Consider the following 24,182-nt stretch of genomic DNA (forward strand, 5'->3'; position numbering starts at 1 on the left):
TAAATGCGAAACGGTGATCTGGGGAGCCCGTGAAGCTCGTTAGGACACGCAGCGCTCCCTTGACTTTCGCTGCGTCCCGCGTTGGATCAAACTATGTTTGGCAGTGGAACTGGACTGACGGGTTTCGCACGTGCGTCCACACGATCAGTCCTTCGACAAGGTCGCGGAGATACTGCAACACGTTCTGTGAGAGGAAACCCGCAGTCATCGATGAAGGCCGCGATATTGCGAGCGACGGTCTCACTCACCGATCGGACCCGTTCCTCGGTTGTTGCCGTTGTGAGAGTTGCTCCTCATGTCATTTGCTTATGCGAAGCTACCACCTCGGATGTTTACGTCTAGCCGGGGCAGATGCTAGGACTCCGATTGTGTCATGTCGCGTATACCGCGGCCCTAGCAAGGATCCGCTACTAGGACGCCTGTCTCGTGACGACTCAGTGGAAGTCGGTCCTCCTGCGTCGGGTCAGTACTCCGCCCCCATGCTCTCGACCAACTTCCAGATATCACTTGAGGGGTTATTGTCCGGAAACTTTGTATCGTCCCCGTGGTGTTTGGCATCGAGTTTCCTGGCTCGATCGCGCGCATCATCAAATTTTCCTTCGAGTTCATCCAAGGTTGTAAGCCGCTTATCGTAGCCAGGGAGGTAACCCTGAAGTCTGCGTTTGGCGTCGTGACGATCAATGAAGCCCTGTTGGGCAGTGAAGTGGATAAGAAACCAAAGTTCGATGCATGGATTCGAGATAGCAAGCCGCACCTGGTTAGATTCTGCCTGCTGACGCGCCTCCTTGATCATCAGGTGCTGGTCAACGTCAAAGGCACACCACATCTCGTCAATCCTGACATTCGGGTCCTTCGTTTGGCGGAACAACTTCTCAGCGTTCTTCTTCTCCCTGCAGGCGCGCTCCACAAGTTGCTTAGGCGACGTAGCCGTTTCGTCGACCACGAGAAGTTCCACGAGCGCAGCCTCAGATTTAGCATTTATGAGCTTCAAATACATAGGCTCCGTTTTCTCGCCTTCACATACAACAACGATGCGCTTCTTCGGCGTGCGCGTCGCAACCTTGCGTTCTAGCCGCGAGCCACCTCTGCGATTCTTAGCCACGGATCTGCCCCTTGGGCAGTGCCTCAGCGGACATAGGAACCAGATGCGGCGTTCCCCCATACCTTCCTTGCAGGTAGCCCCGCACCAGGTCTTCGCCCTTACGAGGTTTGTATTCAGCTAAAGGAACGAGGACAGACCCGCCATCTCGCCCCTTCTCGGTTAGCCAAACTTGCCCACGCGAGAGGTGGTACCGGTCAAGGGCATCGCCAGTTCCACCCAGAAGAGTCACATCGTGGGTTGAGAAAATAAGCTGCGCCCCATTCGGGTTAGTTTCTCTTGACTGGAAGAGGCGAAGTGCATGAGCAAGCAAGAGTGGATGGATGCTGGCATCTAGCTCGTCAATCAGAAGAATTCCCCCGACTTCAATAATTTCCAGAGCATGAGCGACAAAAGATAGCCACGACTTTGTTCCATGACTCTCCTGATCAAAAGGCAATCTAACGGCCCTTCGTCCAGCCCGATGAACTAATTCAAGAGTAGGCTCTTCCTGAGACATTACTTTCATCATTTCCGCAACATGGACTTCCTTATCGTCATCGGAAAGATCATCCGGAAAATCAATGTTTCCAAATATGATAGAACGTAATCTTTCGTGTTCCTCCGGAGACCTGCCTTCGGTCTCCACGTAGGCATCGACGATCCCTAGGTCAGCCATCGAAAGAAGTTCGACAGCCTTGTCCCTTCGCTGCAGTAGACGAGTAACTAAGGCATCGTCCAACTGCCCGCGATTCGCGACATCAAGAACTTGAAGGTTGTTAACGAAGAATTGATAAATCTCCGAGAGAAGCGGATGTCCAGCACCAGCAGCGGAAGAAAGAAAAAGGACTTCGGGTCGCGTGGTATCAGCTAGAAACTTACCAAAACGCCCAAACCCCTCCTTTAATTGAAATTCATCAGTGTTCTGTCGATCAAATATATTCTGGGGGCGCTTATGAGGGAAGGTCTGAAGCCATTCCTCCATCACCCGTCCTTGTCGGACTTCGAAACCGTACTGATAACGCGCACCGTTCAGTACAAAATTAATCTCCATTAGCGTGGGCTGATCGCCGTATCTCGGATCAAGGAGGAAAGGCTCTATCTCGAAACTTCGAAAGACGGGTCGCGCGGCCGAATTCAAGACGAGGTCGCGCATCGCTGCCATGGCACGAAGAAGGTTCGATTTACCTGATGCATTTGCCCCAAGCACGGCGACAATCGGGAGCACGTCAACTGTGCTTCCATCGGCTGCAACAACGACTGGAACGCCGAAGCCCTTGTCTAGGCGCGTTGCAAGGGCTGAAAACTCCGCCTCCTCTCTGAAGGAGCGATAGTTGCTGACTCTGAACTTTAAGAGCATGATGCGGTCCCTTGTGTAGAAGGTGGCACGGACTCGTCCACTCAAAGCATTCTACGCAGAAGAACTGCAGAAACTAGCACCAAACCAGAACTTTGAGCCAGTTGAACCTTGCTGCCAGCTCAACGATGCTCATCCACGGATGACCTGAACCATGAGGAAGACCGAACTCCAAGCGATTTTTCGACACCCAGCCGCGGGACTACGGCAAAGGACACATTTCCTGTCTGCAGATTTCAACAGGTACACCGCCTGCCAGCCCCTCCATGGTCGAAGGACCCCAACCCCAACCCCAACCTGCGAACCTTCACCGTTAGACTTCCAGTCCTGAGAGCAGAAGTATTCGTTCTGAATCATCTTGGGGGGGGAAAATGAAGATGAATTTCCGCTGATGTGCGCGTGGGCTCTTACCGCGCTCATCGTGATATTTGGACTCTTGGTTGGCGCGTCCCTGTGGTCCGAGATGGAACAAGCGCTCGGCACCATGGAGACTGATTGTGTCAACGTGATCGGAGCCCACTAGGACGGCCCGAACGGTACCCACCAGCCGGACAGTGCGGAGGCGCTTTGGTCTGCTTTTTGGCGCTGTGAAACCGCTGCCACGGGTCGGGACGAAGTCCAAGGTCTGGAGGCTGGGAGCTGGCGTCCGGTGGAGGCGGGCGTCAGAGGTAGCTGCAGATGCGTCCGGGATCGCAGCTTGCGTCGGTCCCGGCAGCGGCGTTGGCGTGGAGGCCGGCGACGACGGATCGCAAGGCAATCAGTTCGGCAATCTGGTGGTCGAGGTCTGCCAGCTGGTTGGAGAGCAGGTCCTGGACGTGGGCGCAGGGGGCTTCTCCGGCGTCACGGAGGCCAAGAATTTCACGTATCTTCGTCAGGGCGAGGCCTGCGGCCCGTCCGCGGCGGATGAACTCGAGCCTGGCCACGGAGTCTTCGGTGTAGTCCCGGTAGCCGTTACAGGATCTCTTCGCTGCCGGGAGAAGCCCGCTGTCCTCGTAGAAACGCAGCGTCTTCGTCGTCATCCCTGCCGCTGCCGCGGCCTCACCGATACGCATCATGAACCCATTTCTTAGCAGGCCACCAGGACGGCGATTCCTTGACATTCCAGTCTAGGGGAAGGTTGAGAATGAGATGCAGAGCAGGTCTTCGGCTGAAGGCCCGCAACGGCTGAGCAGCAGTTGTGCTGGCGGCTGCTCCCCCTCGCATCTTTAGGAGTCCCTCATGTCGGCAACACCTTTCGATTATGACCTGGCCATCATCGGTTCCGGCGGGGGTGCTTTCGCTGCTGCCATACGCGCAACTAATCGCGGCAAGCGGGTGTTGATGGTTGAGCGCAGCACTGTGGGCGGCACGTGCGTGAACACGGGCTGCATCCCGTCCAAGGCCCTGCTGGCCGCCGCGGAAGCCCGCCATGTCGCCGTGGACGCTTCCGGGCGGTTCCCCGGCATCAGCAACTCCTCGGCGCCGGTGGATATGCCCGAACTGGTCGCCGGGAAGCGCTCCCTAGTCGAGGCCATGCGGTCAGAGAAGTATGTGGACCTCGCCGCGGATTACGGATGGAAGCTGCAGCAGGGGACGGCGGCGTTCGCCGGAACCGCGGCCGTCCCGGTTTTGAACATCACTTTCCCGGGCGGGACCACTGAGACGGTGAGCGCCGAACATTACCTGGTGGCAACCGGCTCCACCCCCTGGATTCCTGAAGTGCCGGGAATGGACCAGGTGGACTATCTGACGTCCACGAGTGCGATGGAGCTGCAGGAAGTTCCCTCTTCGATGCTGGTCTTGGGCGGAGGGTATGTGGCCCTGGAGCAGGCGCAGCTGTTCGCCCGGCTCGGAACGAAGGTGACCATGCTGGTCCGCTCCAGGCTCGCCTCGGCCGAAGAGCCTGAAGCCGGGCATGCCCTCACGGGTGTTTTCGCCGACGAGGGTATCCGGGTCCTCCGCCGGGCGACAGTGTCCTCGGTCCGGACCGATCAGTCGTCTGGGGATGTGGTCGTGGACGCTTCCGTCTCAGGAGGACAGGAGGAGTTCAGGGCCGCGCGCTTGCTCCTGGCAACAGGCCGACGCCCGGTCACGGAGGATTTGAACCTTTGTATGGTCGGTGTCGAAACCGGGGACCGCGGGGAAGTCTTGGTCGACGGCAGCCTTCGCAGTACTAATCCGAGGATTTGGGCCGCGGGCGACGTGACAGGGCACCGGGAGTTCGTCTATGTCGCCGCCGCGCACGGGGCCCTGGTGGTGGATAACGCTTTCGAAGGTGCCGGGCGCGAGGTCGACTACCGGCACCTGCCCCGGGTTACGTTCACGAGCCCCGCCCTGGCGGCGGTAGGGATGACGGACAAGGAAGCGAACCAGGCAGGGATCCGGTGCATGTGCCGGGTTCTGCCGCTCAAATTTGTCCCCAGGGCGCTGGTGAACCGTGACACCCACGGCTTCATCAAGATCGTTGCCGACGCGGACACGGGCCGGATCGTCGGGATCACTGCCGTGGGAAAGGAAGCCGGGGACCTCGCAGCGGCCGGGGTCTACATTCTGGAGGCCGGGATGACCGTTGATCAGGTCGCGAACCTCTGGAGCCCGTATCTGACCATGGCCGAAGGCATCAAGATAGCAGCCCAGTCCTTCACTACTGACGTCTCAAAACTGTCCTGCTGCGCGGCATGACATGGCAACGACAACCTATGTGTTCGTGGGGCGGCCGGATGCTGCTACGTCAGAGTGCGCGTTCCTCGTCAGGCTGTGGGCGAGGCGGTAGGAGTCCGTGCCGGTTTCGATGATGGTGCCGTTGAAGGTCAACCGGTCAACGATCGCGGCGCAGAGACGCGGGTCTGTGAATGTCTTGGTCCAGCCGGAGAACGACTCGTTGCTGGCGACAGCGATGGAGTTCTTCTCTTCGCGTTCAGTCAGGACCTGGAAGAGGAGTTCGGCTCCTCTGCGGTCCAGCTCCATATAGCCGAGCTCGTCAATGCACAGCAGGTCGACCCGGCCATATCTGGCGATGGTCTTGGCGAGAACTTTCTCGTCGGCGGCTTCGACGAGTTCGTTCACGAGCCGGGTGGCCAGCGTGTATTTGACCCGGTATCCCTTCTCAGCTGCAGCGGTGCCCAGCCCGATCAGCAGGTGGGATTTGCCTGTTCCGGAGTCCCCGATCAGGCATAGCGGTGCGCCTTTGCGGATCCAGTCGCCGGTAGCGAGGGTATGGATGGTAGCGGGGTTGATGTTCGGGTTCGCGTCGAAGTCGAAATCACCGAGCCATTTGTCCCGTGGAAAGTTCGCGGCTTTGACGCGTCGGATTGAGGAGCGACGGTCGCGGTCATCGCACTCGGCCAGCAACAGCTCGGCCAGGAAGCCTTGGTAGGAGAGTTGTTCTTTCCCCGCCACGCCCAGAGCTTCGTCCAGGACCGCCCGGATGGTGGGCAGGCGCAGCCGGCGGCATGCTTGGTCCACGGCCGCGACCGCGGCCTGCTCAGTCAGGCCGCGGCGCCGTCGCAGGGTTGGGGTGATGGTGGTGGCCGGTGCGGTGGGGCTCATGAGATGTTCTCCTTCGACGTGGTTCCTGCGGAGTGTTCGGTGCGTTTGGCCAGCAGCTCGTCGTAGGCGCTGATTGTCGGGAGCGGTCGCTTGTCTGGAGGGAGCCCGGCGATGACAGCGGCCGGGTCCATCAGCCGACGCTGGGTCAGGCTGACAACTCGTTGCACTTTCGCTTCAGCATGAGCACCGCGATGACGGTCAGGACGGGACCCACCAGCGGGGATGCTGGAGGCGTGTCTACGGGCTTCCACCGCTACGACGTCGGCGCTGACAGCACCTACTTCAAGGGCTGCGGTGATCCCTGCCTCGATGTCTTCGGCTTCCATCGAGCGGTGCAGCAGCAGGACGTCAATCAGTTCACGGGTTCCCTCGGCATCGCCGTTGACCCTGCGCGAGGCAGACCAGAAGGCTTCATGGGCGCTGGTGAAAGCACCTGACTCCCGCGCCCTGGCCAAAGCTGTGGAACCAGGCAAAGCGCCGGGCTTGGTCTTGAGGACCTCCAGATAATGGTCCAACTGGACCGACTGCCCGCCCTTGGCAATAATCCGCTGGTGCCGGGCCGCCACCGCGCGGCCGTCGAACACCACAACTTCGGACGCCCGCAAGGAGACCCGGACCCGCCGGCCAATGAACCGTGCCGGCACCGAGTACTTCACCATCCGCACGGTAATCATCGAGGACCGGTCCACCCTCGGGTTCAGCACCAGACCGGGATCGAACTCGTCCGCCGGCAACGGTGCCAGGAGCGGGGCCTCCGCGGCGAAGTCCTGGCCGATGGTGCGGATCCTGCCATCGATTCGCCGCTGATCGTCTTGGACCTCCCGGCTCCGGATCCGGTCGTTGAGGTCCTCAAGGGACCTCGTCACGGGCATCGGCGTAAGCCGGTTGCGGCGGAACCAGCCCACCTCGCCCTCTACCCCGCCTTTCTCGTGAGCGCCGGCAATACCTGGCTGGCAATAAAAGGCATCAAATCCATAGAACGAACGGAACAGCACCCACCGATCGTTCTCCAGGCGGTTCCGTCCCTGCCCGAACACCACGGACCTGACAGCACTGGTGAGGTTGTCATAACGGATGTGTTTGACCGGCACGCCGCCGATCTCGTTGAACGCCTCGATATGGCCTTCGAGAAATGCTTCTTGGGCCTGGGTGGGGTAAATCCGGTGGATGGCCTTGCCAGAGTGGGACAGCCGGAAGATGAACATGTGGCATTTCGTCTTTACCCCGTCCAGCACGATCCAGACTTCGCCGAAGTCCACTTCAGCTTCCGCGCCCGGGGCGTGTTCCTGGGGAACAAATACCTCAACCCGGCGGCCGGCCTCCACATCGATCTGCGCCCGGCGGACCCGAACGTAGTCACGCACCGTCGAATACGACAACTCCTCCGCGCCGTGCTCTTCGATGAGCCGGGCAAGAATCCTCCGGGCAGTGTGACGCTGCTTCCGCGGCGCCGTCGTGTCTTCGACGAGCATGGCATCGATCGCGGATCTAAAAGGATCAAGCCGCGGCGAGGATCGTTGAGGAGTTTTGCGCTCCGGCGGGACCGGGGAACTTAACGCCTTACGCACGGTTTTCCGCGCCACCTGGTGCCTGCGGGCAAGCTCCCGGATTGATGCCCCCTCCACCCGGGCATCCCTCCGAATCTGCGCGAACAACTCCACTCTTGACCCCATCCCGGCCCTCCCGTCGTTGATCCAACACTGGATGGATCAACGCTCACAGGTGGGTACCATTCAAGCCGTCATTAGGTTCGGCATGTCCAGCTGGTGGGTACCGTTCGGGCCGTCCTAGTGGGCTCCGATCAGACTGACATACTCAGGGTTCTGCTACGTTTCCGCGCAGGGATTTGTCACCGACTGAAAATCAAGCTTCGGATTGCTACTGCGTGAGAGTCACTTAGGTTGGCGCTTTATGAAGGCTGCCATCCCCGGGACTGTGAATGCAATGACGCCGTGCTCGGGGGCGTAGACGAGTCCTTTGGAGATGAGGTTCGCCCGGATGGGGCCAAAGCTGGCTGGTCCCCTGCCCAGCCGCGAGGCGATTTCCCCTGAGAAACTGCCGTTGTCGCCGTCCTCCGCCATGGCTCTTAGGTAGTTCTGTTCCGCTCTGGTGGCCCGGTCCCATCGTGCCCGGAAGAAGCCGCTGTCCAATGCCGCTCTGCCGTTGGCTGCTCCAACCCGGGCATCGTCGTATGTGATGGTTCCTCCTGCAGCGGCGTTCCATGTGTCCTGCCCGAATTGCTGCAGGAAGTATGGATATCCCGCGCTTTCATCGACTATCAGGGCGACCGCCGAAGCGTCCCATTCGACGCCGTCGTCGGCAGCGGGCTTGGTCAAGGCTTCGGAGGCCACCGCTCCGCGGAGTTCCTCGATTTTCTCGTAGTTGAAACGCTCCGCGTAGGATTTCGCTTCGGCGAGGACCCTGGGCAGGCTGGGCAGGCCAGCGAATGCGAACAGTACGCGCCAGTCATCTTGTGCAGCGGCGTGGGCTATGGCGCAGAGGGCCACGATTTCGGCTGTCTCGAGGTCTTGTGCTTCGTCGACGAGGATGGCTAGCCCAACATTTTCTTCTTCGGCGGCCAGCGCAAGGTCCTGGATGAGCTTTTTAAGGTCCGTTTCAAGGACACCGGTGTCCGCTCCCCCGCCTGAAGCACCGTCCAGATCCAATCCGAAATTCCAGGCTCCGCTCTGGTCATATGAGGCCTTGAAACTGACGGCGGTCTTCAGGGCCTTCAGCAGCCTCCTGCCCGCTGAGGGGCGGGCGAGGTCAGCAAGGGGGCCGTGGAGCGCTTCTCCCAGCGCTTCACGCAGGGATTTTCCTGCACCTGCTTCGACCTGCGCGACAAGCCAATCCCGGTCGGCAGCTGAACGCCGGAAATCCGAGAGGAGCACGGTTTTCCCGACCCCTCGGAGGCCGTAGAGGACGAACGGTTGGGCCGACCTGCCGGCTTCAACCCGTTGGATCGCGACTTGCCAGTCCCGTCTGGGACGATCCCTGCCGACCAGCGCGGCCGGTTTTCTTCCAGCCCCTGGCGAATAGGGATTGGCTACGGGATCCATGAAACACCACCTCTTAGGGTCTATCAATATCTAACAAAGTATAGGAAAACACTAAATCTTAGTAGATATTGATATTTTCCCACCCAGGGGTCACGTGGGCAGATGTTTGCGAGGACAGGACTGGGCGAGTGGAAGCTCAACAACGGTGGCGCACGCTGCTCGCGTCCCTAGGAGGCGCAGGACGGCTCCTCCTCAGGATCGGGACTCAGTCGGGGCTCGGCAGTCCAGGGCATCGGGGACCATGGTCACGCCCCCCCGATGCCCTGGGGTTACTGCTCGGCGTCGCCGGCCTGGGGGGTGATCCGGGCAAGGAGGGCGTTATGGGCTTCTTCGAGGGTGGATGCCCGGGCTTCGGCGATGGCCAGGGCACGGACTGCGTCGGTGGCCTCGGAGGCTGCGGTGCGTTCTGCTTTTTGCGACTCTTCCAGCTGCTGCCCCAGCTCGGCTATCTGGCGTTCCAGTCCAGCGCGCTGTTCCTGCAGACGGGCGAGTTCTTCTGCATGGGCCGTGGCGGTGGCGTCCTTTTCGGCGCTTGCTGCATCCAGATCCGTCACGAGCTCGGCGATCTCCTGGTCCTTTTCCCGGCGCTCCTGTGCCCACAGGGCCTCGATAGCGGCGTGCCGTTCGTTCGCGAGCGTGACCGCCTCGGCCCAACTTGCACCGGCGAGACGAGCGGCTGCTTCGAGCAAGGCCGGGGGTGTAGCGGCGACCTGCCCCCCAGCGGCCTGCCGTTCCTCGTTCCACTCCTTCAAGTACCGGGTCGCGTCGGCATTACTCACCCCCGCCGCGGCGCGGACCGTCGAGACCGTCGGCCGACGCTCAGCACTGATTTCCTCGGCGGCGGCGTACACACGGTCTTTCGCACTCAACATCATCGCAGCCTTCAGTAGTAGGAGTAGTACCAATACTACTCCTACTACCAGTCGCTTCCTAAGACCGCGCGGACACGGATTGCACCCCTCAGTCGGCTAAACTCTCCCACGGCGTCCAGATCGGCTGTCCCTCCCGCCAACCGGCTAAAACACCACCGATCAGAACTCACCGGGCAGAACTCACCGGGTCCAGCCCGTTGAAGACGGGCCAGTTGCACTTCGGAAGCTCGCATCCTCATCGAGGGTTGGAGGAACCCCTGGCGGGTACAGTGTGGGTTCGGTCCGGATCATGACGGAAAAGCCGGAGAAAACTTTCACCCCCGCAGGCGCGGCATAGACTCGGTTCCGGCCCTGGGAGTTGATGGGGCTCACTGCTCTAAGAATTAGGGGGAGGAAACTGGTCATGCGTGCGCTGGATCCTGAGTTTCTGACGTTCCGGTACAGCTGTGAGTACCGCGGCATTCCCGGCGCCGGTACAACCAGACGGACCCGGTCGAATGGGGTCTGGCCATCGAAACGGGCACGTTCGTGTTCGACGATGATGAGGACCCCGACGGGACGGTGCCTGTCGGTGATGCCCGGTTCTGGGTGGTTCCGGACGCCGGCACGATCGACTTACTCGATGCCTTGGACGCGGTCGACCAGGAAATGTTGAATGTCGCGGAGATGCTTGTCCATGAACGGCCGGACCTGTGTTTCGCGGCGCGGATGGATCTCGGCGGTGACTTGCTGGTCGTTCCCGAGATCACGATTGATCCACGGTTCCGCGGCCACAAAACCGGCCACGCTGTTCTAACGGCGATCCTCTCCACGGTGGCACGTAACACCACCCTCGTCGTTCTGGACGCCGCTCCCCTGCTGGAGGACGGCGTGCCAGAGGGCTCACCACAGTATGTGCAGGCGAGGGCCGCCGTGCGGCGCTACTGGAGGGAGTACGGCTTCCAGGAAGCAGCCGGTGATTACCTCGCCCTGGTCATCGGCGACAACCTCCCCTAAGGGGCACGCCAAAGGATCCCGGCCGGCCACGGTACGGTGGGCCGGACCCGTGTCCTCATTCCCCCGATGTGGGTGTCAGGCCGGCTTCCTGGCCGCTGAACTATACTGCGCGGAAGCACTGTGGTGTGCGGTTTTTTCCGGGAGGGTGAGGGAGCCGCTGTCGGTGGTGAAGGAAATGACACCCTCGGCGCGGAGTTGCGTGAGTGCGTGCCGGGTTTGGCCGCGGTCCCATCCCATGACGGTGCGGATTTCGGACCAGGCCGGTCCATGGCCGCGACGCTCCCGCGAGGCACGGATCAGGGTCGTGAGCTGGTCGACTGTAGCGGGAGTGAGTTCCACCGGTGCCGTACGCGCGTTGCGACGCAGGTAGGCGTTTTTGCGGGACTCGTACCGTGCGGCGACTTTCTTTATGGTGGGGGTTTCGTTGTTTCTGATCATCGCGTCGGCAATGGTCAGGAACTTGCTGTCGGGTCGGTATCTGTCCACGACAGCGGCCAGCTCGTTCACCCGCTCGTCGGTGATCCGTTCCGGCGGCACGAGCCGCTCCAGCCATTGACGGGCGAGTTCCTGCCGACGCGTGAAACTCTTCCGCTTCGGCTTGCTTCTCCGGCCAGCTTTCGCCGCTACCGGCATCGTTGACGTGTCGTCCTCACCCATGTTCCAGCCTAACTTTGAGTTCGCGTTGGTTAGCGGATTTCGCGCTAGCGGCTGGGGCCGTTCTTTGTCCGTTCGGCACCTGCTGTCATCCCGCGGTTGGTTTTGCGTGCTTTCGCGGCCCCTGCTGTAGTGACGGCGGCGCTGGGGTGGGTTCCTTCGCTGCGGGCTGCGGCGAGCCGGCCGCGGATTTGGGGTTCTGTTGCGCCGGTGGTGGTGAGGGTTTCGGCGAATTGCTGGTGGTGTTCGGCGGAGCCGTAGTCGGCCCCGGATGTGGTCTCCGCTTTGAGCCCCTGCTCTGTGAGGCGCGGACTGTCGTTGGTGCCGGTGACCTGCTTTTCGATGTCCCGGCCGAGGCCTTCGATGCGGGCGAAAAGTTCTTTCTCGGCCCGCTCGTATCGCTGTTCCTGGGTTGACCATTTGTCGCCCGTGAAGCCGCCTTCTGCCAGGAGTTTCGCTTCGTGCAGCTTCTTGGCTGCATCCACGAAGGCGGGGTCCTTGAAGTGTTCCTCGCCTGCGCCGTTGACGTTCGCGGTGGTTTCCTGCTTCAGCTGGTCGATGTCGGGTCCGTTGATGCCGTCCTTGCCGATCAGGAACATGCGCTCCTTTACGGCGGCGTCCGCTACCTCCAACGCTTTTGGCGTCTTGGCCTTGTGTACGTGCTGAAGTGCTTTGGTCAGTTCGGGGTTGGCGAGGTATTCCACGGGTACCTGATGGCGTTCCATCTCCGGCGCGAGTTTCACAGCTTGGGTACGGAGTTCTTCGGTGCGGGCAGCTGCAAGCAGTTGCATGGCTTTTTCGTGCTCGGCGGCTGCTTTCCGTGCTTCTTCCTGGGCGCTGGCAAGGGCTTCCTGCCGCGCCTGTTCGGTGGTGATGGTGTGGATGCCTGATTCGAGATAGGCGGCGTCGGGTCCGACGTCGTGGGCGTCGATGCCGTACCGTGTCAGGACTTCCTGACGGATTTTCTCCGACGCCGCCAGGGCTGCCGGGTCGTGGTCCTTCCATCCTTCGGCGACGGTGTAGGCGGTGGCGATGTCGGAGGGCTGGGCTTTGTCCCACCACAGATCTTTCTCGACAGCCGCTAGTGCTGCGCGGGCGGCGCTGCGCTCGACCGCCAAGCGCGCGGCAGCTTCGTGCTCGGCCTGTGAGTCGAGGTGTTCCTGCTGCCGCTGGTCTTCCTGGCGGTGCCGGGCCAGGGCCTCTGCGATGCGGGATGCGATCATCAGTGATTGCCGCAGTCCGCCGTCTATAACGTCGTCGATTCCGTCTGATTCACTCATGAGTGTTTCCCCCTTGCACTAGTGGTGTGTTTCTTATCGGTCGAGGCCCTGGCCGGTATCGCGCTGGCCGGGCTGATGGCTCTTTGCTTGTGTGGCGGGTGCCGGCGTGATTGGTACCACTGTTCCTGAGCGGATGGGCACCAGTCCCCGCCGCGCGATGTCAACCGCCCGGGGCGGCACATCCGCCTCCGGGGTTGTCTGTTCTGGGGCGCCGGGCGGGACTGGTTTGGGCATGGTGGCGGTGAAGGGTGCCAGCTGGTTTTCGACCACGGAGCGGAGGCGTTGGGCTTCGCGTGCTCGTCCGGACTGGGCGTGCATTTCATACACAGCGAAGGCGGTGTTGATCAGCTGGACCATGAGCGCTGTTTGGGCTGCGGTTTTGTTCTTGGAGGATGCTGCCATGAACAACATGGCCGTCCCGGCAATGGACGGCAAAGCCACAGGCCTACTGTCTGCCTTTGATGCGCGGAGCTGGGCTGTCCGGGACAGTTCGGCTGCGGTGGCTGCCAGCGGCCCGGGTGTTGGTTCAAGCCTGTAGGACCATGCGGCAAAGGCACCGGAAACCTCGCGCGCAGCTTTCGCCCAGGTGGCGTGATCGTCCCGGGGAATAGAGCGGAGTTGGTCGGCCAATGCGGTGGCGTTCCGGGTATAGTCCACCCACAGCTTCGGGGCCGGCGGGGCCTGTTCGGGGCCGCGGGTATTGGCTTTGCGTTTGTTGCGTGCCGCGGCGTTCCACTCGGCCGCTGCTTCTGTTGCCGCCTGCGGGGTGTCGGTCCATTCCTGCCGCAGTTGTCCAAGGCGGAGGTCGGTGGCGAGGGTGCCGCCCCCGAACCAGATGGGCCGCTCCCCCGGCTTCGGCCGCTCGGCAACGGAGTAGCCCACGATGACGTCGGTGGTGTTCTTCGCATACCGTGGCCTCACCAGCAGGCCAATGTCCCTGGCGCGGCGAACGAACTCGGCTTCGCTGCTGGAGGCGGTAGCGCTGGCACGCACTTTGCGGGCGAGGGATGCCCGATGCATCTCGCGCTGGTCGCGTGTCGCGGTGGCTTTTTCTGCACGGTCGTACCCGCGGGTGGCGTGCACGGTGGAGAGCTCTTCCAGCCCGTACTTGGTTTCGAGTTCGCGGCAGGTTTTCTGGGCTCTGTTGTAGTCGCCGTGGGTGGAGGCTTTGGTGCCGTCTTCGCGGACCAGGGACACGGCGATGTGGATGTGGTGGTTGCCGTTCTCACTGGTTCCGTGGTTGATCGCGACCCACCGGCATTGGGCTTTGCCGCTGGTCTCGGTAAAGCCCATCGCATCGACGAAGTCGTTGGCGATATCGCCCCACTGCTGATCCGTCAGGGCGCCTTCTTCGGCGCGCAGGCTTAGGGAGCAGTGCCACACGTTGGCGTCCTTGTACCCGGCGAAAACGCGCTGCTTCTTCACCGGATCCCAGACCATGTCCTTGACCCGGACTTCGATGCCGAACGCCTTGCGCGGCTGGTTCAGGTGCTTCGCGATCGCCGCGGCGTCGTCCTTGTCCAAGACACCGTCGTCGTACCAGGCCATGATCGCCGCGTCCCCGGCCACCAGCTGCGGGTCAGTGTGCGCGTTCTTCGTCTTATCCGCATCCGTCGACACCAGGTACACCATCAGGCCTGCCATCCTCGCCCCGCGGGTGATGTTCGGAATCATCCCTACATCAGCCCCTCAATGGTGCGGTCGATCCGCATCGCTACCTCGCGCACATACGCCAGCGCAGCCTTGGCGTCCTGAGGGAACTCGTCCCCGGCGTTGGCATGGCGGGCGATCTGGTTCACGTTGTTCGACACCCGCGCCAGCAGCGTGTGGATCGCCATCAGTTCAGCCATCGCCGCGCGCCGCTCGGTCGGGGTCTCCGAGCCTTCCGACAACGCAGCAGTCAGCAGCAGATTCGGGACCGTGACTTTCTGGCGGGCAGCCTTCGCGATAAGAAGTGCTTCTTCCTCCGCCGTGACCCACACATCACGGCGCTTCTTCGACCCCGCAGGTGCATTCGCCCGGCGCCGCCGGGAAAGGTTCGGGCGGCCAGTAGTCTCCTCTTCCGGCATGCCCAATCCCCTCCCAAAAAGCCCAGCGCAGCGACCCCGAAACCCGGGGACCACACAAGCCAGTGTCACCCACGAACCGCCAGCGGACCGTGAACGACACGCCATTTACACCCGTGTAAATGTATAGCTTGCTCCGCCCCGGACTGTTTTGCGGCACGCCCGCCTATATCCCAGGGTGGGCTGCTTTTGGTGGTTAGGGTGGGTTGCGTCTGAACCAGTCACAAGCCTTTGGGGGGACCATGCTGAACGAAGACACCAACGGCGCTCCGCGCCTGGCCGAAGCCCGATACGGGGAAGCGAACCAAAACCACCCTGAGCACGTCTATGTCAGGTTCGATATCGAACGCGGACCCGGCATGCACCTGCTCGACAAAGCCACCCAACTGCTCCACAGCTCCGACTACCTCGTCGGCGGTATCATCGACGACCTCGCCACCGAACACCTCCGCAACGCCACCGGAACCACGGCCGGCATCGGAGAAGACGGCTACGCCGTCTTCATCACCGCCACCATTCCCACGCACCCCGCGGGCACTGCCGCGCCGTCCGTGGACACCGCCGCCAGGACGGCCCCGGTGCCGTTGACACCGGAACAGGCCGCGGTCCTGCCGGCCATCGAAAAAGCCCTCACCGAAGCGCTTCCCGCCTCGCGTGTACAGCACGTCGGTGTGCTGGCCGAACAGGTCGCCAAAGAACTACCCACCCGCGACCAGGTCACCGCTGCCTACTACCGGCCCACCCTCGAGGAAGTCATCGACAAGTACGCCGAACAATACGACCCTGACGGGCGCTACCTCATGCCCAAGAGCCTCAGGACCGTCGCCCTCTCCTACCCCCAAAAGGCCACAGCAGCACCTGCTGCAGCGGTTTCCGCAACTGCAGCAAGCGGCGCCGCGCATAGACCAGCGATCAGTGCCGGTCACGGCCGCTGAACCAACCCAGCCACAGGAAAGGCAAAACGCAACATGCCCATCGATATCGAACGCACCAAAGACCAAGCCCGCGCCCTCCTCAACTCACGCATCAAAACAGTCGAAGAACTCGTCAAAGCCCGACAGCGCGTCACCGACCTCAAAGAACAACTCGCCAACGCAGAACGCGACGACAAACGCGCCTACGTCAAAGCCACCCGCGACGGCTGGAGCCCGGACGAACTCAAAAAACTCGGCCTCGAACCAGCCGCCGCCGGACGGCGCCGCAAAACGCAGACCAAAACCACCAACACCCCCGCCGCGGACACCGGTCAGGCAGGCAGCGAAACCGCCCAGCAGCCCTGAAGCCCCTAGCCCACCCGGGCACGGCAAAAGCTAAAAACCTCCGGGCTTTTCCCGCACCCACGTGGACGAGAGGACCCACCTGACCGGCTGCACACAACCACCACCACACCACCCCCTCAAGACAAACCTTTGAGGGAGCGGTGGCCGTGCACAGCCTCCACCTACGGGTGGTCACCAAAACGGCCAAGTCACCCATGGTCAACACCCGCCGCCGGCTCCCCCGGGCATCGTTGGCCGGGTTCTTTTCCGCCAGGACAACCACGACAAGAGCGCAGCTGCGGGCCCCCTTCGGACGGAGCCCGGTACGGAAGGGGGCCCCACAACACCATGGGCTGACCAATGTGTGCATGGGGTTCGGGACCGGCACGGTCCATGGCAGAACAGCCCGTACGGGCATTCGCTGGGACGATGTTGTCGGAAGGGATGTTTAGACTCTGCTCATGACGAAGATTGGAAGCGTTTTTCTCCCCGTCAGTGACACCCGGGCATCAGCCGAATGGTTCGCCGAAACCTTCGACATGCACCTCATCAGTGTTGAAAAACATGCCGCAGTCCTCCACGCCGGGGCCTCGGGTCACCGGCTCTCCCTGCTCGGACCAGCCAGCGGGATCAGCTCACCACCCGGCCTGCCCTGGGCGCCATTCAACCTCCTCGCAGAAGACCTGCACGCAACACACGACCGCTTGACCCGAACCGGCGGTAACCCCAGCGACATCAACGGCGACAACCAAACATGCTTCTGGTTCACCGCCACCGACCCGGACCAAAACACCCTGCTGATCGTCGACCGCTAAACACCCTCGACGGGGCAATAACCTGGCCAACCCAACAACCCACTAGAGTGTCAAGCATCAAGCCCCTACACCGGGGACCAATCCCACGACTTCTCAAAGCAAGAATGCTCCGCCCCACAGGGTGGAGCATTCTGACGTGTCGTCCTGCGAGATCCAGGTGCCGGATGCCTCAACTTCATCAACTTCATCCGCCCGTCTGACGCCCGGGCAAGCATCCGCGCACCGTGTGTACGGTGCCGGGTACGTGGGGAGTTAAGGCAGAGAAAGGGCCGGCAACTGCCGGCCTTTCTGTTCTTCGGTGAAGACAAAAATGCCATCTCACTCAAGGTGGCGATGCGTGGGCACCCTCCGGTGCGTCACCGGGGTTTATGAGTGGTCTTCGTGGGCTGCTGTTTCGGCGCGGGTCCGTCGTCCTGGCCGGAGGCCGCCGGCCTTGATGCCCTCCCATTTCTTCCCGCCGTTGTACTTCCGCTGGATCCGCCGCAACTCCCGCTTCACCGCGGCTTCGACGAAATCGTTCACCGAACCATAACCCTCCAGCACGCCCACGTTTTTCACGACAGCGCGGATCTGTTCCGCGTCATCCTGGGTGAACTTGGCCGTGATGGAGTTATCGTCCCGTTTAGCCCGCTGCACGGTCCTCCCGACGTCGTCGTTGTCGGTCACGCTCAACAATGACGCCCTGGAACTTCAAGGACACCGCCACGTCGTCCACGACCAATTCCTTCACTGTTTTGGGCTGCCCGTCTCTGCCTTGGAACGTGCGGGACCTGATTGTTCCGACGGCGATGACCCGGGCCCCTTTCGTCAGCGACGCTTGGGCGTGCCTTGCTGTTGCGTTCCAGGCACGTGCGCGCAGGAATACCGTCTCCCCGTCCGCCCACTGCGCGGTGTCGTCGTTGTAGATCCGTGGTGTGGAGGCGATGGTGAAGTTCGCGACCACAGACCCGCTGCCCAGTTCCGTCAGCCGCGGGTCGGCAACGAGGTTACCGACCACCGTGACCGACTCCCCCGCGGGTGCATCACCAGAGGTCGCCGGGGCCTCCATGGGCTCCCCTGCCGGATCCGCTGCGCCTTCGCTTCCTCTCTCAGCAGGCCCGGCACTGTCGACGTCCGTGGAGGGGTGGTGCGTGGCGGTGGTGTCGGTGAAGGGATATCCGAAAGTGGTGTCCATGGGCCAGTCCGGGAGACCCGGCATCACCAGAGAGTCACCCGCCTCCGCGATGTCGTGCTCGGCAGTGGTGGGCACATCGGTGTAGGGGTTGGTGACGGGGACGTTGATCCGTCCTGTGGGGTTGGCGGTGCGGCCGAACTCTTCGAGGTCGTCCTGCCGGCGTCCGCTGAGCCGGAACCGTTCGTTGGCCTGCCAGGCCTCGAGGGCGCTCATGCCGCTTTACGGCGCAGCGCCGCCTGAGTCAGCTTGTCCATTCGGATCCCGGACCAATGATTTTCACCATCGGCACTAACTACGACGGGCGCCTCCGAGTAGCCAAGCTCTTCGCTGATATACGTCAGCGCTTCAGGAACTTTGGTGATGTCGACGCCCTGGTAGGTGATGCCTTTGCGGTCGAAGTACTCCATCGTCTTGACGCAGTTCGGGCAGCCGGGCTTGGTGTACACCGTGTAATCAGGGGTTAAAGAAGTCATTGTCAGTCCTACGTTTCGTATCAGTTCTGGTTTCGTTCGTCTGGTCGACTTGATATCTCAATTCTACCGTTATTCAGGTAGAAAACAAAGCGTTTTAGCCCGGGTTTTAGAGGTTTTGATACATGTCGATTTCCCCGCAGACAGAACCGATGCTGGGCCCGGCCAGGGTGGACATATCCAAGCAAGCGCACTGCGGAAGCTCAGTTCTGAGGCAAACTCATGGGTGAGTCACGCCCCAGCACCCCACCGCCCGCCGCTCGCAGAGCAACCGCGTAAAGACTTACTGCCCATGGGGCAGTCGGCCAGCTTTTTGGTGGTTAAACACAGCAGGACCGGCGCGGGCCGGTCCTGCTGTGTTCCTCGGACAAAGGAAATCTGTGATCCAGCCTAGCGGATTGTGCCTGTAGCCCGGGTCCCGTCCTCGGTCCGGTGTGCGACAACGGGGACCAGCACGCCGTGCTCTTTGATGCTGGCTACGAACTCCTTCGTGAGTGCGGCGTCCTTGCGGACGTTGATGTCCACGGTCAGGGTGTTGGGGTCGAGCATTTCGAGCGTGGGTGCTGCATTCATGGTGTTGCTCCTTCTTGTCCGAGAAGTCGGTGGGCGGGGCATCGTTGGTGACGGCCAGCTCCCCATCTCCCCCAGTTGTTTTTGTTGCTGGCACGCAGTGCTCAACGGGGCCGACGGAGGCGTCTCCTCCCACCAGGGCAAGGTGCTGGAAACCTTCGAAAGGAAATAAGCGACACAGGAGCGCCATCGAAGAATTCCAGGGCCGCAGGGCCCCGGAGCCTGCGGAGGGGGCAGGAGCCTGAGCCGGAGCGGAACCGTATGATCCGCAGGACCGCCACAAAAAACGTCGTAGACACGACAGGTGATGCCGGGCCGGAGCTCTGCGACTAACCGGCAGCACCCAACAGCCGGCCACGGAGCGAAGCGGAGAGGACGCCCACGGGGGTGCGAGCCCTGCGAGCATGCTTTTCCTGGACCGCCCCCCTATTCCAAGGTCAGCGCAGGCTTGGGCTTGCCGCGCGCGCCAGATGACCATCGCAGGCCCTGACGCGGAAACGGCGGTCCGTCGCCGGCAACCACCCGCCCAGGCAGCCACACGCGGCGGACCGCCCGCCCACACAAGGCGAACGGCCCACCGATGCCAGTCGGCGCCAATGGAACCCCTTGCCGGGCGGTGGGGTTGCCGCCCGGCAACGGCGTCCGGCTGTCTAAGCTGATTGGTAGAGTCCGAAAAGCTGTTGCGCCGTGTCGATCAGATGCTCGGGCACGTCTGCTTCGTCGCCGTCGTCGGTTTCGCCGAGCACAACGACGTCGCCGCAGTACACATCTGCCAGAACCCCGGTTTCTTCCAGGACCAACAGAGCGGCGCGACGGTTCGGTGCAAGCTGCATGATTTTGCCTTCTTCGTCCAGGTAGAAGTGCCAGTCATCGACGGTCACGGCTTCGATGTTTCCGGACACGAGGGTTTGCAGGTTGTCCAGTCCGGCGTCGATGGTTTCGATGCGGGCCGGTTCGGCCAGGTCGGCGGGGATGACCAGGGCGGTGCAGGTGCTCATGGGTTTGTCCTCTCAGAAGATGATGGGGTGCCCCGCCCGTAGGCGGGGCACCGGTTTGGTGGTGGTTAGGTGGCGGCGGAGAGATTGCAGGGGATCCTGTACCGGCCGGGCAGTTCGGCGGCCGCTTCGGGCAGGTCGTCCGGGCCTTGGGCTTGTCCGTTCTTCCAGTGGTAGAACGCCTGCTCACTGATCGCGGTCCAGAAAGCGGCCTTGGTCCGGTAAAACGTGCTCCGTACGTCGCCCTCGCAGTAGGTGGTCATGCCGAACAGGTTGCCGATCTCATCGGCGGTGCGGATACCGGCGACCATGACATAAGGCCACTGGCCAAGGTCCCAGCCGTCACAGCCCCAACTGGGGATCACGGCCCACCCGTGTTCGCCGATGACGTCCATCCAGTCGTAGCCGTCGTTCACGCGGTAATCCACGAGCACAGGCACGTCGTGGATGGTTTCCTGTGTGTCGACGGTGGTCACGGTCATGGTGATGACTGCGTTCATGGTGTTGCTCCTTCTTGTCCGAGAAGTTGGTGGGTGGGGCGCTCGTGGTGACCGGCCAGCTCCCCTCCCCCCGTTCGTTGTTTTGGCTGCTGGCGAAGCTTGCGGAGCTGTGACCGACGCAGGCCTGTCTACCCTTTGGGCAAGGGACGGGAAATTCCCGAAGGAAATCAGCGACGCAGGAGCGCCGCAGGGAAATTCCCGGCATGCAGGCCCCGGAGTTCACGGAGGGGCTAGACGGGCCGGAGCGGGCACGTACAATCCGTCAGGACAGCAGCCAAAAACGGTAATACTGGAACAGTCCTTGAGCCGGCGTGACCCAGCCAAAAACTGACGTACCAGGCGGCACTGTCTTCCCGACGATCTGTCCGCCGGCTCAAGGTCCGTTAAAAGGGGTGTCGAGCCAGGCGGACATGACCTCATAGGAGCCTGATACGACCAGTCCCATTACCGTTTTGTCTGCCCACCTGGCCCGCGCCCGATCAATCAGCATTCGACGCGACTGAGGGGCAATTTCCATCTTGGCAAGCCAACCAACAAAAGTCATTGCGGGTATCGACACCCACGCGGACACACACCACGTTGCCGTCATCAACGAACACGGCAAACCCCTCGCGGACAAGGAATTCCTCGCCGTGGGATCCGGATACCGGAAAATCATCGACTTCATCACCTCTTACGGCACAGTCACCGCCGTCGGTGTCGAAGGAACCGGATCGTACGGTGCCGAGCTCGCGCGAACCCTTCGGGGTGAAGGGCTTACCGTGCTGGAGGTAAACCGCCCGAACCGGGCTGCCCGTCGGCTCAAGGGGAAGTCCGACCCGTTGGATGCGTATCAGGCCGCCAAGTCGGTGCTTGAGGGGCGGACGAAGGCGATCCCGAAGGCCAAGGACGGCCCGGTGGAATGCCTGCGGATCGTACGTTCCGGGCGGGCATCAGCCATCAAGGCTCGGACCGCGGCTATCAACCAGATCAAGGCGCTCCTCGTTTCGGCGCCGGACAAAATCCGGGCGAAATACCGAACACTGGCCACCTCCGCGCTGATTCCTGCCCTGCAGCGCACAAGACCTTCAGGCCATATGGCTGACCCGGAGTACGTGACCCTGATGACCCTCAAGGCGTTGGCAGCCCGCTGCCAAGCACTGGGAGCGGAAATTGAGGCTGCTGACGCGGCCCTCAAGGAAATCCTCGATAGCTACGCTCCGCTGCTCTGTGACCTCCCGGGAGTCGGGACTGAAGTAGCCAGCCAGCTTTTGATCACCTTCGGGGACAACCCGGACCGGCTGGGCAGCGAAGCCCAGTTCGCTTCGCTCGTCGGCGTCGCCCCAGTACCAGCCTCATCCGGCAAGACAACCCGCCACCGGCTCAGTAGAGGCGGCGATCGCAGCGCCAACAATGCCTTGCATCAGGTAGTCCTGGTTCGCATGGGCTCGTGCCAGCGGACTAAGGACTACGTGGCCAAACGCACGACCGAGGGCAAGGGAAAACGCGAAATCATGCGCTGCCTCAAACGCTACGCAGCCCGGGAAATTTACCGCCAGATCACCAACCCCCGGCCCGCACCGGACAACTCAGACCTCCGCCGCATGCGGACCGAACTCGGGCTCACCATCACGACCGTAGCCGGCGAACTCGGCCAATGGGTATCCATCCTCTCGCGTCTGGAACGCGGACACATCCGAAACGACGAGCTCGCTGCGACCTACCGACAATGGCTCACCGAGCAAAAAGCAGCCTAGGCCATTAGGCCCAGTAACGCCGAGAGTCGAACACATAACAGGACGTAAGCCATACTCACCCGTCAACCATTTGAATAACAGACAGCTGGATTTCGAGGACGGATGAATGCCAAGCGAGAGTGCCCGCTCTAGCCAGCGTCCCGGACCCGCTGGAGATACGTGACTAATTCCTGGAGCCGGTCCGCGGGCCACGGCAGCCGGGCGCTCAGCTCTGGGCTGTTGTCCTGCCACATGCCCCGCGCAGCAGCCTTGGTCGCGTCATTGCTGTGGAACTGGGAACCGAGGCCATCCCAACGCTTCGCAAAGTCCCGTACCGCGGGGTCGTCCACAGCCGTATTTGCCGACAGATAGCCCAGGCCTTCTTCGACCAGGCTTGCAAACGTGGCCTTGGCATCTTCGACCGCGGCTGGGCCGAGTTCAGCTCGGCGTTGCGCCAGTTCGATGCGCTGTTCCTCGGTGAAGTATTTCTCGTACATGGTCATCCCTTCCAGAATTGATATGAAGTGATCCACGCCCGGCATGGTGCTGCCCATGTTGTCCAGCAAGGTTTGGATCTGGTGCTGAAGACGCAGCGCCTGTTCGGCTTGTTGATGTAGTGCCGACAACTGGGCGGTGAACAATTGCCGCACGGCGCCGACGTCGTTCGGTGATGACGCCAGGACCTCGCGAACCTGATCCAGAGACAGGCCCAGCGCCCGGAGCGCCCTGATGCGGTAGAGGTGGCGGACGTCTTCCTCCGAATACCGCCGGTGCCCGGAGTCGGTTCGCCCTGTCGCGCGTAATAGTCCGATCTGGTCGTAGTGGTGCAAGGTCCGCACAGTGACCCCGCACAACCTGGCCAGTTCGCCAATGCTCCACAACTGCCCGACCGTCTCCAACATGTTTCCCAGCCTAGGACCTGACGCAGCGTCAGGATCAAGCCCCGTGCGCACTGGTCCTGATAGAACCGCCGCCCAATTTGACGCCTATAGGAGCATCGTCGCAGACATTACGAAGGGCCAGGCCGTGCAGGAGCCCTGCGACGAAACGGCCTGGCCCCAACAGCCGGCCACGGAGCTTGCGGAGTGGACGCCCGCTTCCCGGTTCACCCCGGCGAACCGTCCCTGCCGCATAAGGTGGGGGCATGAGTTATCGGGCAGACCGGTCCGGACCCCGTCGGGTTCCTCATTCCGGATGGTTCCGCTTCGGTGCGGTGCTGTTCACGGTTGCCGCGGCTGCGTTGTTGGTGGTCGTTGGCGTTGATCTGTTCATTGGCCGGCCCGCGGCGGGCGACCTGTTCAGCGCCTGTCTCAACGCTGTTGCCGCTGTGGTGCTGTGGAGATTGGTGGCCAAACAAACCGGCGCATGAGGAAGGACCGATGTCCTGAAATCGGCTCAAGGTCGAGGTCCCACCACCCCTCTCAGTCAGGGACAACGGCCGGTGCGACGCGCGGCCAGGGCCGTCGGGGACAACCTGTGCGGTGGGGGTCCGCCGTTGGTAGCCACACGCCCGGGCGGCCTTGATGGTGGGCCGCCGATCCCCTTGGATGGCGGAAGAGCCGGCACTCGGTGGTGTCGGCTCTTCCTGTTTTTCCCTCAGCAAAAGGAAAACTTGGGGGGCAGCGTCGTCGCTGCGGGGGGTTAGAAGTCTTGTGGGGTTTTCTCCCAGGAGATGTCCACGACGGTGGCTTTCGGGTCCATGGTGAGCATGCTCAGTTCCAGGTGGTCTTCGGCGTGGGTGTTGCCCGAGGGTGCGTCGTCTTCGGTGAGGACGTAGTCGTGGCTCATGGGGTG

General features: G+C 62.0%; 25 protein-coding genes and 1 pseudogene. 7 read left to right on the forward strand and 19 right to left on the reverse strand.

What is annotated here, in order from left to right; translation table 11 throughout:
• Window positions 1-463: 463 nt before the first annotated feature.
• The 3 genes from ACUYMZ_RS00270 to ACUYMZ_RS00280 all read right to left on the reverse strand — a co-directional run bounded on the left by ACUYMZ_RS00270 (window position 464) and on the right by ACUYMZ_RS00280 (window position 3,487).
• Window positions 464-1,102 (reverse strand): RloB family protein, encoded by a 639-nt coding sequence (locus ACUYMZ_RS00270; RefSeq protein ID WP_481601670.1) that lies wholly within the window; start codon window positions 1,100-1,102, stop codon window positions 464-466.
• Window positions 1,095-2,438, reverse strand: coding sequence for an AAA family ATPase (locus ACUYMZ_RS00275; protein ID WP_481601671.1), 1,344 nt, complete (start codon window positions 2,436-2,438; stop codon window positions 1,095-1,097). Before ACUYMZ_RS00275 ends, ACUYMZ_RS00270 begins: the two co-directional genes overlap by 8 nt.
• A gap of 659 nt (window positions 2,439-3,097) precedes the next feature.
• Window positions 3,098-3,487: a heavy metal-responsive transcriptional regulator gene (locus ACUYMZ_RS00280; protein WP_193593627.1), complete on the reverse strand. Its 390-nt coding sequence runs from the start codon at window positions 3,485-3,487 to the stop codon at window positions 3,098-3,100.
• A gap of 166 nt (window positions 3,488-3,653) precedes the next feature.
• Between ACUYMZ_RS00280 and merA the strand changes: the two genes are divergently transcribed.
• Entirely contained in the window at window positions 3,654-5,096 is a 1,443-nt protein-coding gene (gene merA, locus ACUYMZ_RS00285) for a mercury(II) reductase (RefSeq protein ID WP_062096303.1), read from the forward strand.
• Window positions 5,097-5,111: 15 nt separating this feature from the next.
• On the opposite strand, the gene istB is transcribed toward merA, so the two are convergent.
• The 4 genes from istB to ACUYMZ_RS00305 all read right to left on the reverse strand — a co-directional run bounded on the left by istB (window position 5,112) and on the right by ACUYMZ_RS00305 (window position 9,894).
• The gene (gene istB / locus ACUYMZ_RS00290) at window positions 5,112-5,963 is read right to left on the reverse strand and encodes an IS21-like element helper ATPase IstB (RefSeq protein WP_481601672.1); all 852 of its coding nucleotides are present in this window, start codon (window positions 5,961-5,963) and stop codon (window positions 5,112-5,114) included.
• Entirely contained in the window at window positions 5,960-7,636 is a 1,677-nt protein-coding gene (gene istA, locus ACUYMZ_RS00295; protein ID WP_062096294.1) for an IS21 family transposase, read from the reverse strand. The genes istB and istA overlap by 4 nt, the downstream gene beginning before the upstream one ends.
• Window positions 7,637-7,855: 219 nt before the next feature.
• A complete protein-coding gene (locus ACUYMZ_RS00300; RefSeq protein WP_481601673.1) occupies window positions 7,856-9,022 on the reverse strand; it encodes an ATP-binding protein in 1,167 nt (388 codons plus the stop codon).
• 269 nt (window positions 9,023-9,291) lie between these two features.
• A complete protein-coding gene (locus ACUYMZ_RS00305) occupies window positions 9,292-9,894 on the reverse strand; it encodes a DNA-binding protein (protein ID WP_481601674.1) in 603 nt (200 codons plus the stop codon).
• Window positions 9,895-10,422: 528 nt separating this feature from the next.
• On the opposite strand from ACUYMZ_RS00305, the gene ACUYMZ_RS00310 reads away from it, so the two are divergent.
• Window positions 10,423-10,890: a hypothetical protein gene (locus tag ACUYMZ_RS00310; protein ID WP_481601675.1), complete on the forward strand. Its 468-nt coding sequence runs from the start codon at window positions 10,423-10,425 to the stop codon at window positions 10,888-10,890.
• A 75-nt stretch (window positions 10,891-10,965) separates the two neighbouring features.
• On the opposite strand, the gene ACUYMZ_RS00315 is transcribed toward ACUYMZ_RS00310, so the two are convergent.
• From ACUYMZ_RS00315 to ACUYMZ_RS00330, 4 genes are read right to left on the reverse strand one after another with little or no spacing between them, the layout of a single operon-like run.
• A complete protein-coding gene (locus tag ACUYMZ_RS00315) occupies window positions 10,966-11,547 on the reverse strand; it encodes a hypothetical protein (protein WP_481601676.1) in 582 nt (193 codons plus the stop codon).
• A 44-nt stretch (window positions 11,548-11,591) separates the two neighbouring features.
• Entirely contained in the window at window positions 11,592-12,824 is a 1,233-nt protein-coding gene (locus ACUYMZ_RS00320; RefSeq protein ID WP_481601677.1) for a hypothetical protein, read from the reverse strand.
• Window positions 12,825-12,857: 33 nt separating this feature from the next.
• Entirely contained in the window at window positions 12,858-14,498 is a 1,641-nt protein-coding gene (locus ACUYMZ_RS00325) for a relaxase/mobilization nuclease domain-containing protein (RefSeq protein ID WP_481601678.1), read from the reverse strand.
• 2 nt (window positions 14,499-14,500) lie between these two features.
• Window positions 14,501-14,893 carry a MobC family plasmid mobilization relaxosome protein gene (locus ACUYMZ_RS00330; RefSeq protein ID WP_481601679.1) on the reverse strand — a complete coding sequence of 131 codons (393 nt, stop codon included), beginning with the start codon at window positions 14,891-14,893 and terminating at the stop codon, window positions 14,501-14,503.
• Window positions 14,894-15,132: 239 nt separating this feature from the next.
• Here ACUYMZ_RS00330 and ACUYMZ_RS00335 point away from each other — a divergent pair, with 239 nt between their 5' ends.
• From ACUYMZ_RS00335 to ACUYMZ_RS00345, 3 genes are all read left to right on the forward strand, one after another.
• Complete coding sequence (locus ACUYMZ_RS00335; protein ID WP_481601680.1) at window positions 15,133-15,825, forward strand: hypothetical protein; 693 nt, start codon at window positions 15,133-15,135, stop codon at window positions 15,823-15,825.
• 33 nt (window positions 15,826-15,858) lie between these two features.
• Window positions 15,859-16,170: a hypothetical protein gene (locus ACUYMZ_RS00340; RefSeq protein WP_481601681.1), complete on the forward strand. Its 312-nt coding sequence runs from the start codon at window positions 15,859-15,861 to the stop codon at window positions 16,168-16,170.
• A 440-nt stretch (window positions 16,171-16,610) separates the two neighbouring features.
• Window positions 16,611-16,964, forward strand: a complete 354-nt coding sequence (locus ACUYMZ_RS00345; protein WP_481601682.1) for a VOC family protein — start codon at window positions 16,611-16,613, stop codon at window positions 16,962-16,964.
• A 366-nt stretch (window positions 16,965-17,330) separates the two neighbouring features.
• Here the strand turns inward: ACUYMZ_RS00345 and ACUYMZ_RS00350 are convergent, their stop codons facing one another.
• The 6 genes and pseudogenes from ACUYMZ_RS00350 to ACUYMZ_RS00375 all read right to left on the reverse strand — a co-directional run bounded on the left by ACUYMZ_RS00350 (window position 17,331) and on the right by ACUYMZ_RS00375 (window position 20,673).
• Window positions 17,331-17,600 carry a ParB family protein gene (locus ACUYMZ_RS00350; protein WP_481601683.1) on the reverse strand — a complete coding sequence of 90 codons (270 nt, stop codon included), beginning with the start codon at window positions 17,598-17,600 and terminating at the stop codon, window positions 17,331-17,333.
• Window positions 17,587-18,351: a single-stranded DNA-binding protein gene (ssb, locus tag ACUYMZ_RS00355; RefSeq protein WP_481601684.1), complete on the reverse strand. Its 765-nt coding sequence runs from the start codon at window positions 18,349-18,351 to the stop codon at window positions 17,587-17,589. The genes ACUYMZ_RS00350 and ssb overlap by 14 nt, the downstream gene beginning before the upstream one ends.
• Window positions 18,348-18,611 (reverse strand): glutaredoxin family protein, encoded by a 264-nt coding sequence (locus ACUYMZ_RS00360; protein ID WP_481601685.1) that lies wholly within the window; start codon window positions 18,609-18,611, stop codon window positions 18,348-18,350. Before ACUYMZ_RS00360 ends, ssb begins: the two co-directional genes overlap by 4 nt.
• Before the next feature lie 411 nt (window positions 18,612-19,022).
• Window positions 19,023-19,181 (reverse strand): annotated as a pseudogene (locus ACUYMZ_RS00365) (ParB/RepB/Spo0J family partition protein); the annotation flags it as partial.
• 647 nt (window positions 19,182-19,828) lie between these two features.
• Window positions 19,829-20,176 (reverse strand): DUF3846 domain-containing protein, encoded by a 348-nt coding sequence (locus ACUYMZ_RS00370; RefSeq protein WP_481601686.1) that lies wholly within the window; start codon window positions 20,174-20,176, stop codon window positions 19,829-19,831.
• Between the two features lie 65 nt (window positions 20,177-20,241).
• Window positions 20,242-20,673 (reverse strand): hypothetical protein, encoded by a 432-nt coding sequence (locus ACUYMZ_RS00375; protein ID WP_481601687.1) that lies wholly within the window; start codon window positions 20,671-20,673, stop codon window positions 20,242-20,244.
• A gap of 518 nt (window positions 20,674-21,191) precedes the next feature.
• On the opposite strand from ACUYMZ_RS00375, the gene ACUYMZ_RS00380 reads away from it, so the two are divergent.
• Complete coding sequence (locus ACUYMZ_RS00380; RefSeq protein ID WP_481601688.1) at window positions 21,192-22,409, forward strand: IS110 family RNA-guided transposase; 1,218 nt, start codon at window positions 21,192-21,194, stop codon at window positions 22,407-22,409.
• Window positions 22,410-22,537: 128 nt separating this feature from the next.
• On the opposite strand, the gene ACUYMZ_RS00385 is transcribed toward ACUYMZ_RS00380, so the two are convergent.
• On the reverse strand, window positions 22,538-23,290 hold the full coding sequence (locus tag ACUYMZ_RS00385; RefSeq protein WP_481601689.1) for a MerR family transcriptional regulator: 753 nt from the start codon (window positions 23,288-23,290) through the stop codon (window positions 22,538-22,540).
• Window positions 23,291-23,532: 242 nt separating this feature from the next.
• Here ACUYMZ_RS00385 and ACUYMZ_RS00390 point away from each other — a divergent pair, with 242 nt between their 5' ends.
• Window positions 23,533-23,757, forward strand: coding sequence for a hypothetical protein (locus ACUYMZ_RS00390; protein WP_481601690.1), 225 nt, complete (start codon window positions 23,533-23,535; stop codon window positions 23,755-23,757).
• Between the two features lie 272 nt (window positions 23,758-24,029).
• Here ACUYMZ_RS00390 and ACUYMZ_RS00395 read toward each other — a convergent pair whose 3' ends face one another.
• Window positions 24,030-24,176, reverse strand: a complete 147-nt coding sequence (locus tag ACUYMZ_RS00395; RefSeq protein ID WP_481601691.1) for a hypothetical protein — start codon at window positions 24,174-24,176, stop codon at window positions 24,030-24,032.
• Between the last annotated feature and the right edge of the window lie 6 nt (window positions 24,177-24,182).

Source organism: Arthrobacter sp. T572, from assembly GCF_056780115.1.

Coding starts and splice junctions, on each gene's coding strand:
- ACUYMZ_RS00315 (WP_481601676.1), bottom strand. CDS start 11,547: ATGGGTGAGGACGACACGTCAACGATGCCGGTAGCGGCGAAAGCTGGC.
- ACUYMZ_RS00345 (WP_481601682.1), top strand. CDS start 16,611: ATGACGAAGATTGGAAGCGTTTTTCTCCCCGTCAGTGACACCCGGGCA.
- merA (WP_062096303.1), top strand. CDS start 3,654: ATGTCGGCAACACCTTTCGATTATGACCTGGCCATCATCGGTTCCGGC.
- ACUYMZ_RS00390 (WP_481601690.1), top strand. CDS start 23,533: ATGAGTTATCGGGCAGACCGGTCCGGACCCCGTCGGGTTCCTCATTCC.
- ACUYMZ_RS00320 (WP_481601677.1), bottom strand. CDS start 12,824: ATGAGTGAATCAGACGGAATCGACGACGTTATAGACGGCGGACTGCGG.
- ACUYMZ_RS00395 (WP_481601691.1), bottom strand. CDS start 24,176: ATGAGCCACGACTACGTCCTCACCGAAGACGACGCACCCTCGGGCAAC.
- ACUYMZ_RS00375 (WP_481601687.1), bottom strand. CDS start 20,673: ATGAACGCAGTCATCACCATGACCGTGACCACCGTCGACACACAGGAA.
- istA (WP_062096294.1), bottom strand. CDS start 7,636: ATGGGGTCAAGAGTGGAGTTGTTCGCGCAGATTCGGAGGGATGCCCGG.
- ACUYMZ_RS00370 (WP_481601686.1), bottom strand. CDS start 20,176: ATGAGCACCTGCACCGCCCTGGTCATCCCCGCCGACCTGGCCGAACCG.
- istB (WP_481601672.1), bottom strand. CDS start 5,963: ATGAGCCCCACCGCACCGGCCACCACCATCACCCCAACCCTGCGACGG.
- ACUYMZ_RS00340 (WP_481601681.1), top strand. CDS start 15,859: ATGCCCATCGATATCGAACGCACCAAAGACCAAGCCCGCGCCCTCCTC.
- ssb (WP_481601684.1), bottom strand. CDS start 18,351: ATGAGCGCCCTCGAGGCCTGGCAGGCCAACGAACGGTTCCGGCTCAGC.
- ACUYMZ_RS00335 (WP_481601680.1), top strand. CDS start 15,133: ATGCTGAACGAAGACACCAACGGCGCTCCGCGCCTGGCCGAAGCCCGA.
- ACUYMZ_RS00385 (WP_481601689.1), bottom strand. CDS start 23,290: ATGTTGGAGACGGTCGGGCAGTTGTGGAGCATTGGCGAACTGGCCAGG.
- ACUYMZ_RS00280 (WP_193593627.1), bottom strand. CDS start 3,487: ATGCGTATCGGTGAGGCCGCGGCAGCGGCAGGGATGACGACGAAGACG.
- ACUYMZ_RS00330 (WP_481601679.1), bottom strand. CDS start 14,893: ATGCCGGAAGAGGAGACTACTGGCCGCCCGAACCTTTCCCGGCGGCGC.
- ACUYMZ_RS00275 (WP_481601671.1), bottom strand. CDS start 2,438: ATGCTCTTAAAGTTCAGAGTCAGCAACTATCGCTCCTTCAGAGAGGAG.
- ACUYMZ_RS00325 (WP_481601678.1), bottom strand. CDS start 14,498: ATGATTCCGAACATCACCCGCGGGGCGAGGATGGCAGGCCTGATGGTG.
- ACUYMZ_RS00305 (WP_481601674.1), bottom strand. CDS start 9,894: ATGTTGAGTGCGAAAGACCGTGTGTACGCCGCCGCCGAGGAAATCAGT.
- ACUYMZ_RS00360 (WP_481601685.1), bottom strand. CDS start 18,611: ATGACTTCTTTAACCCCTGATTACACGGTGTACACCAAGCCCGGCTGC.
- ACUYMZ_RS00300 (WP_481601673.1), bottom strand. CDS start 9,022: ATGGATCCCGTAGCCAATCCCTATTCGCCAGGGGCTGGAAGAAAACCG.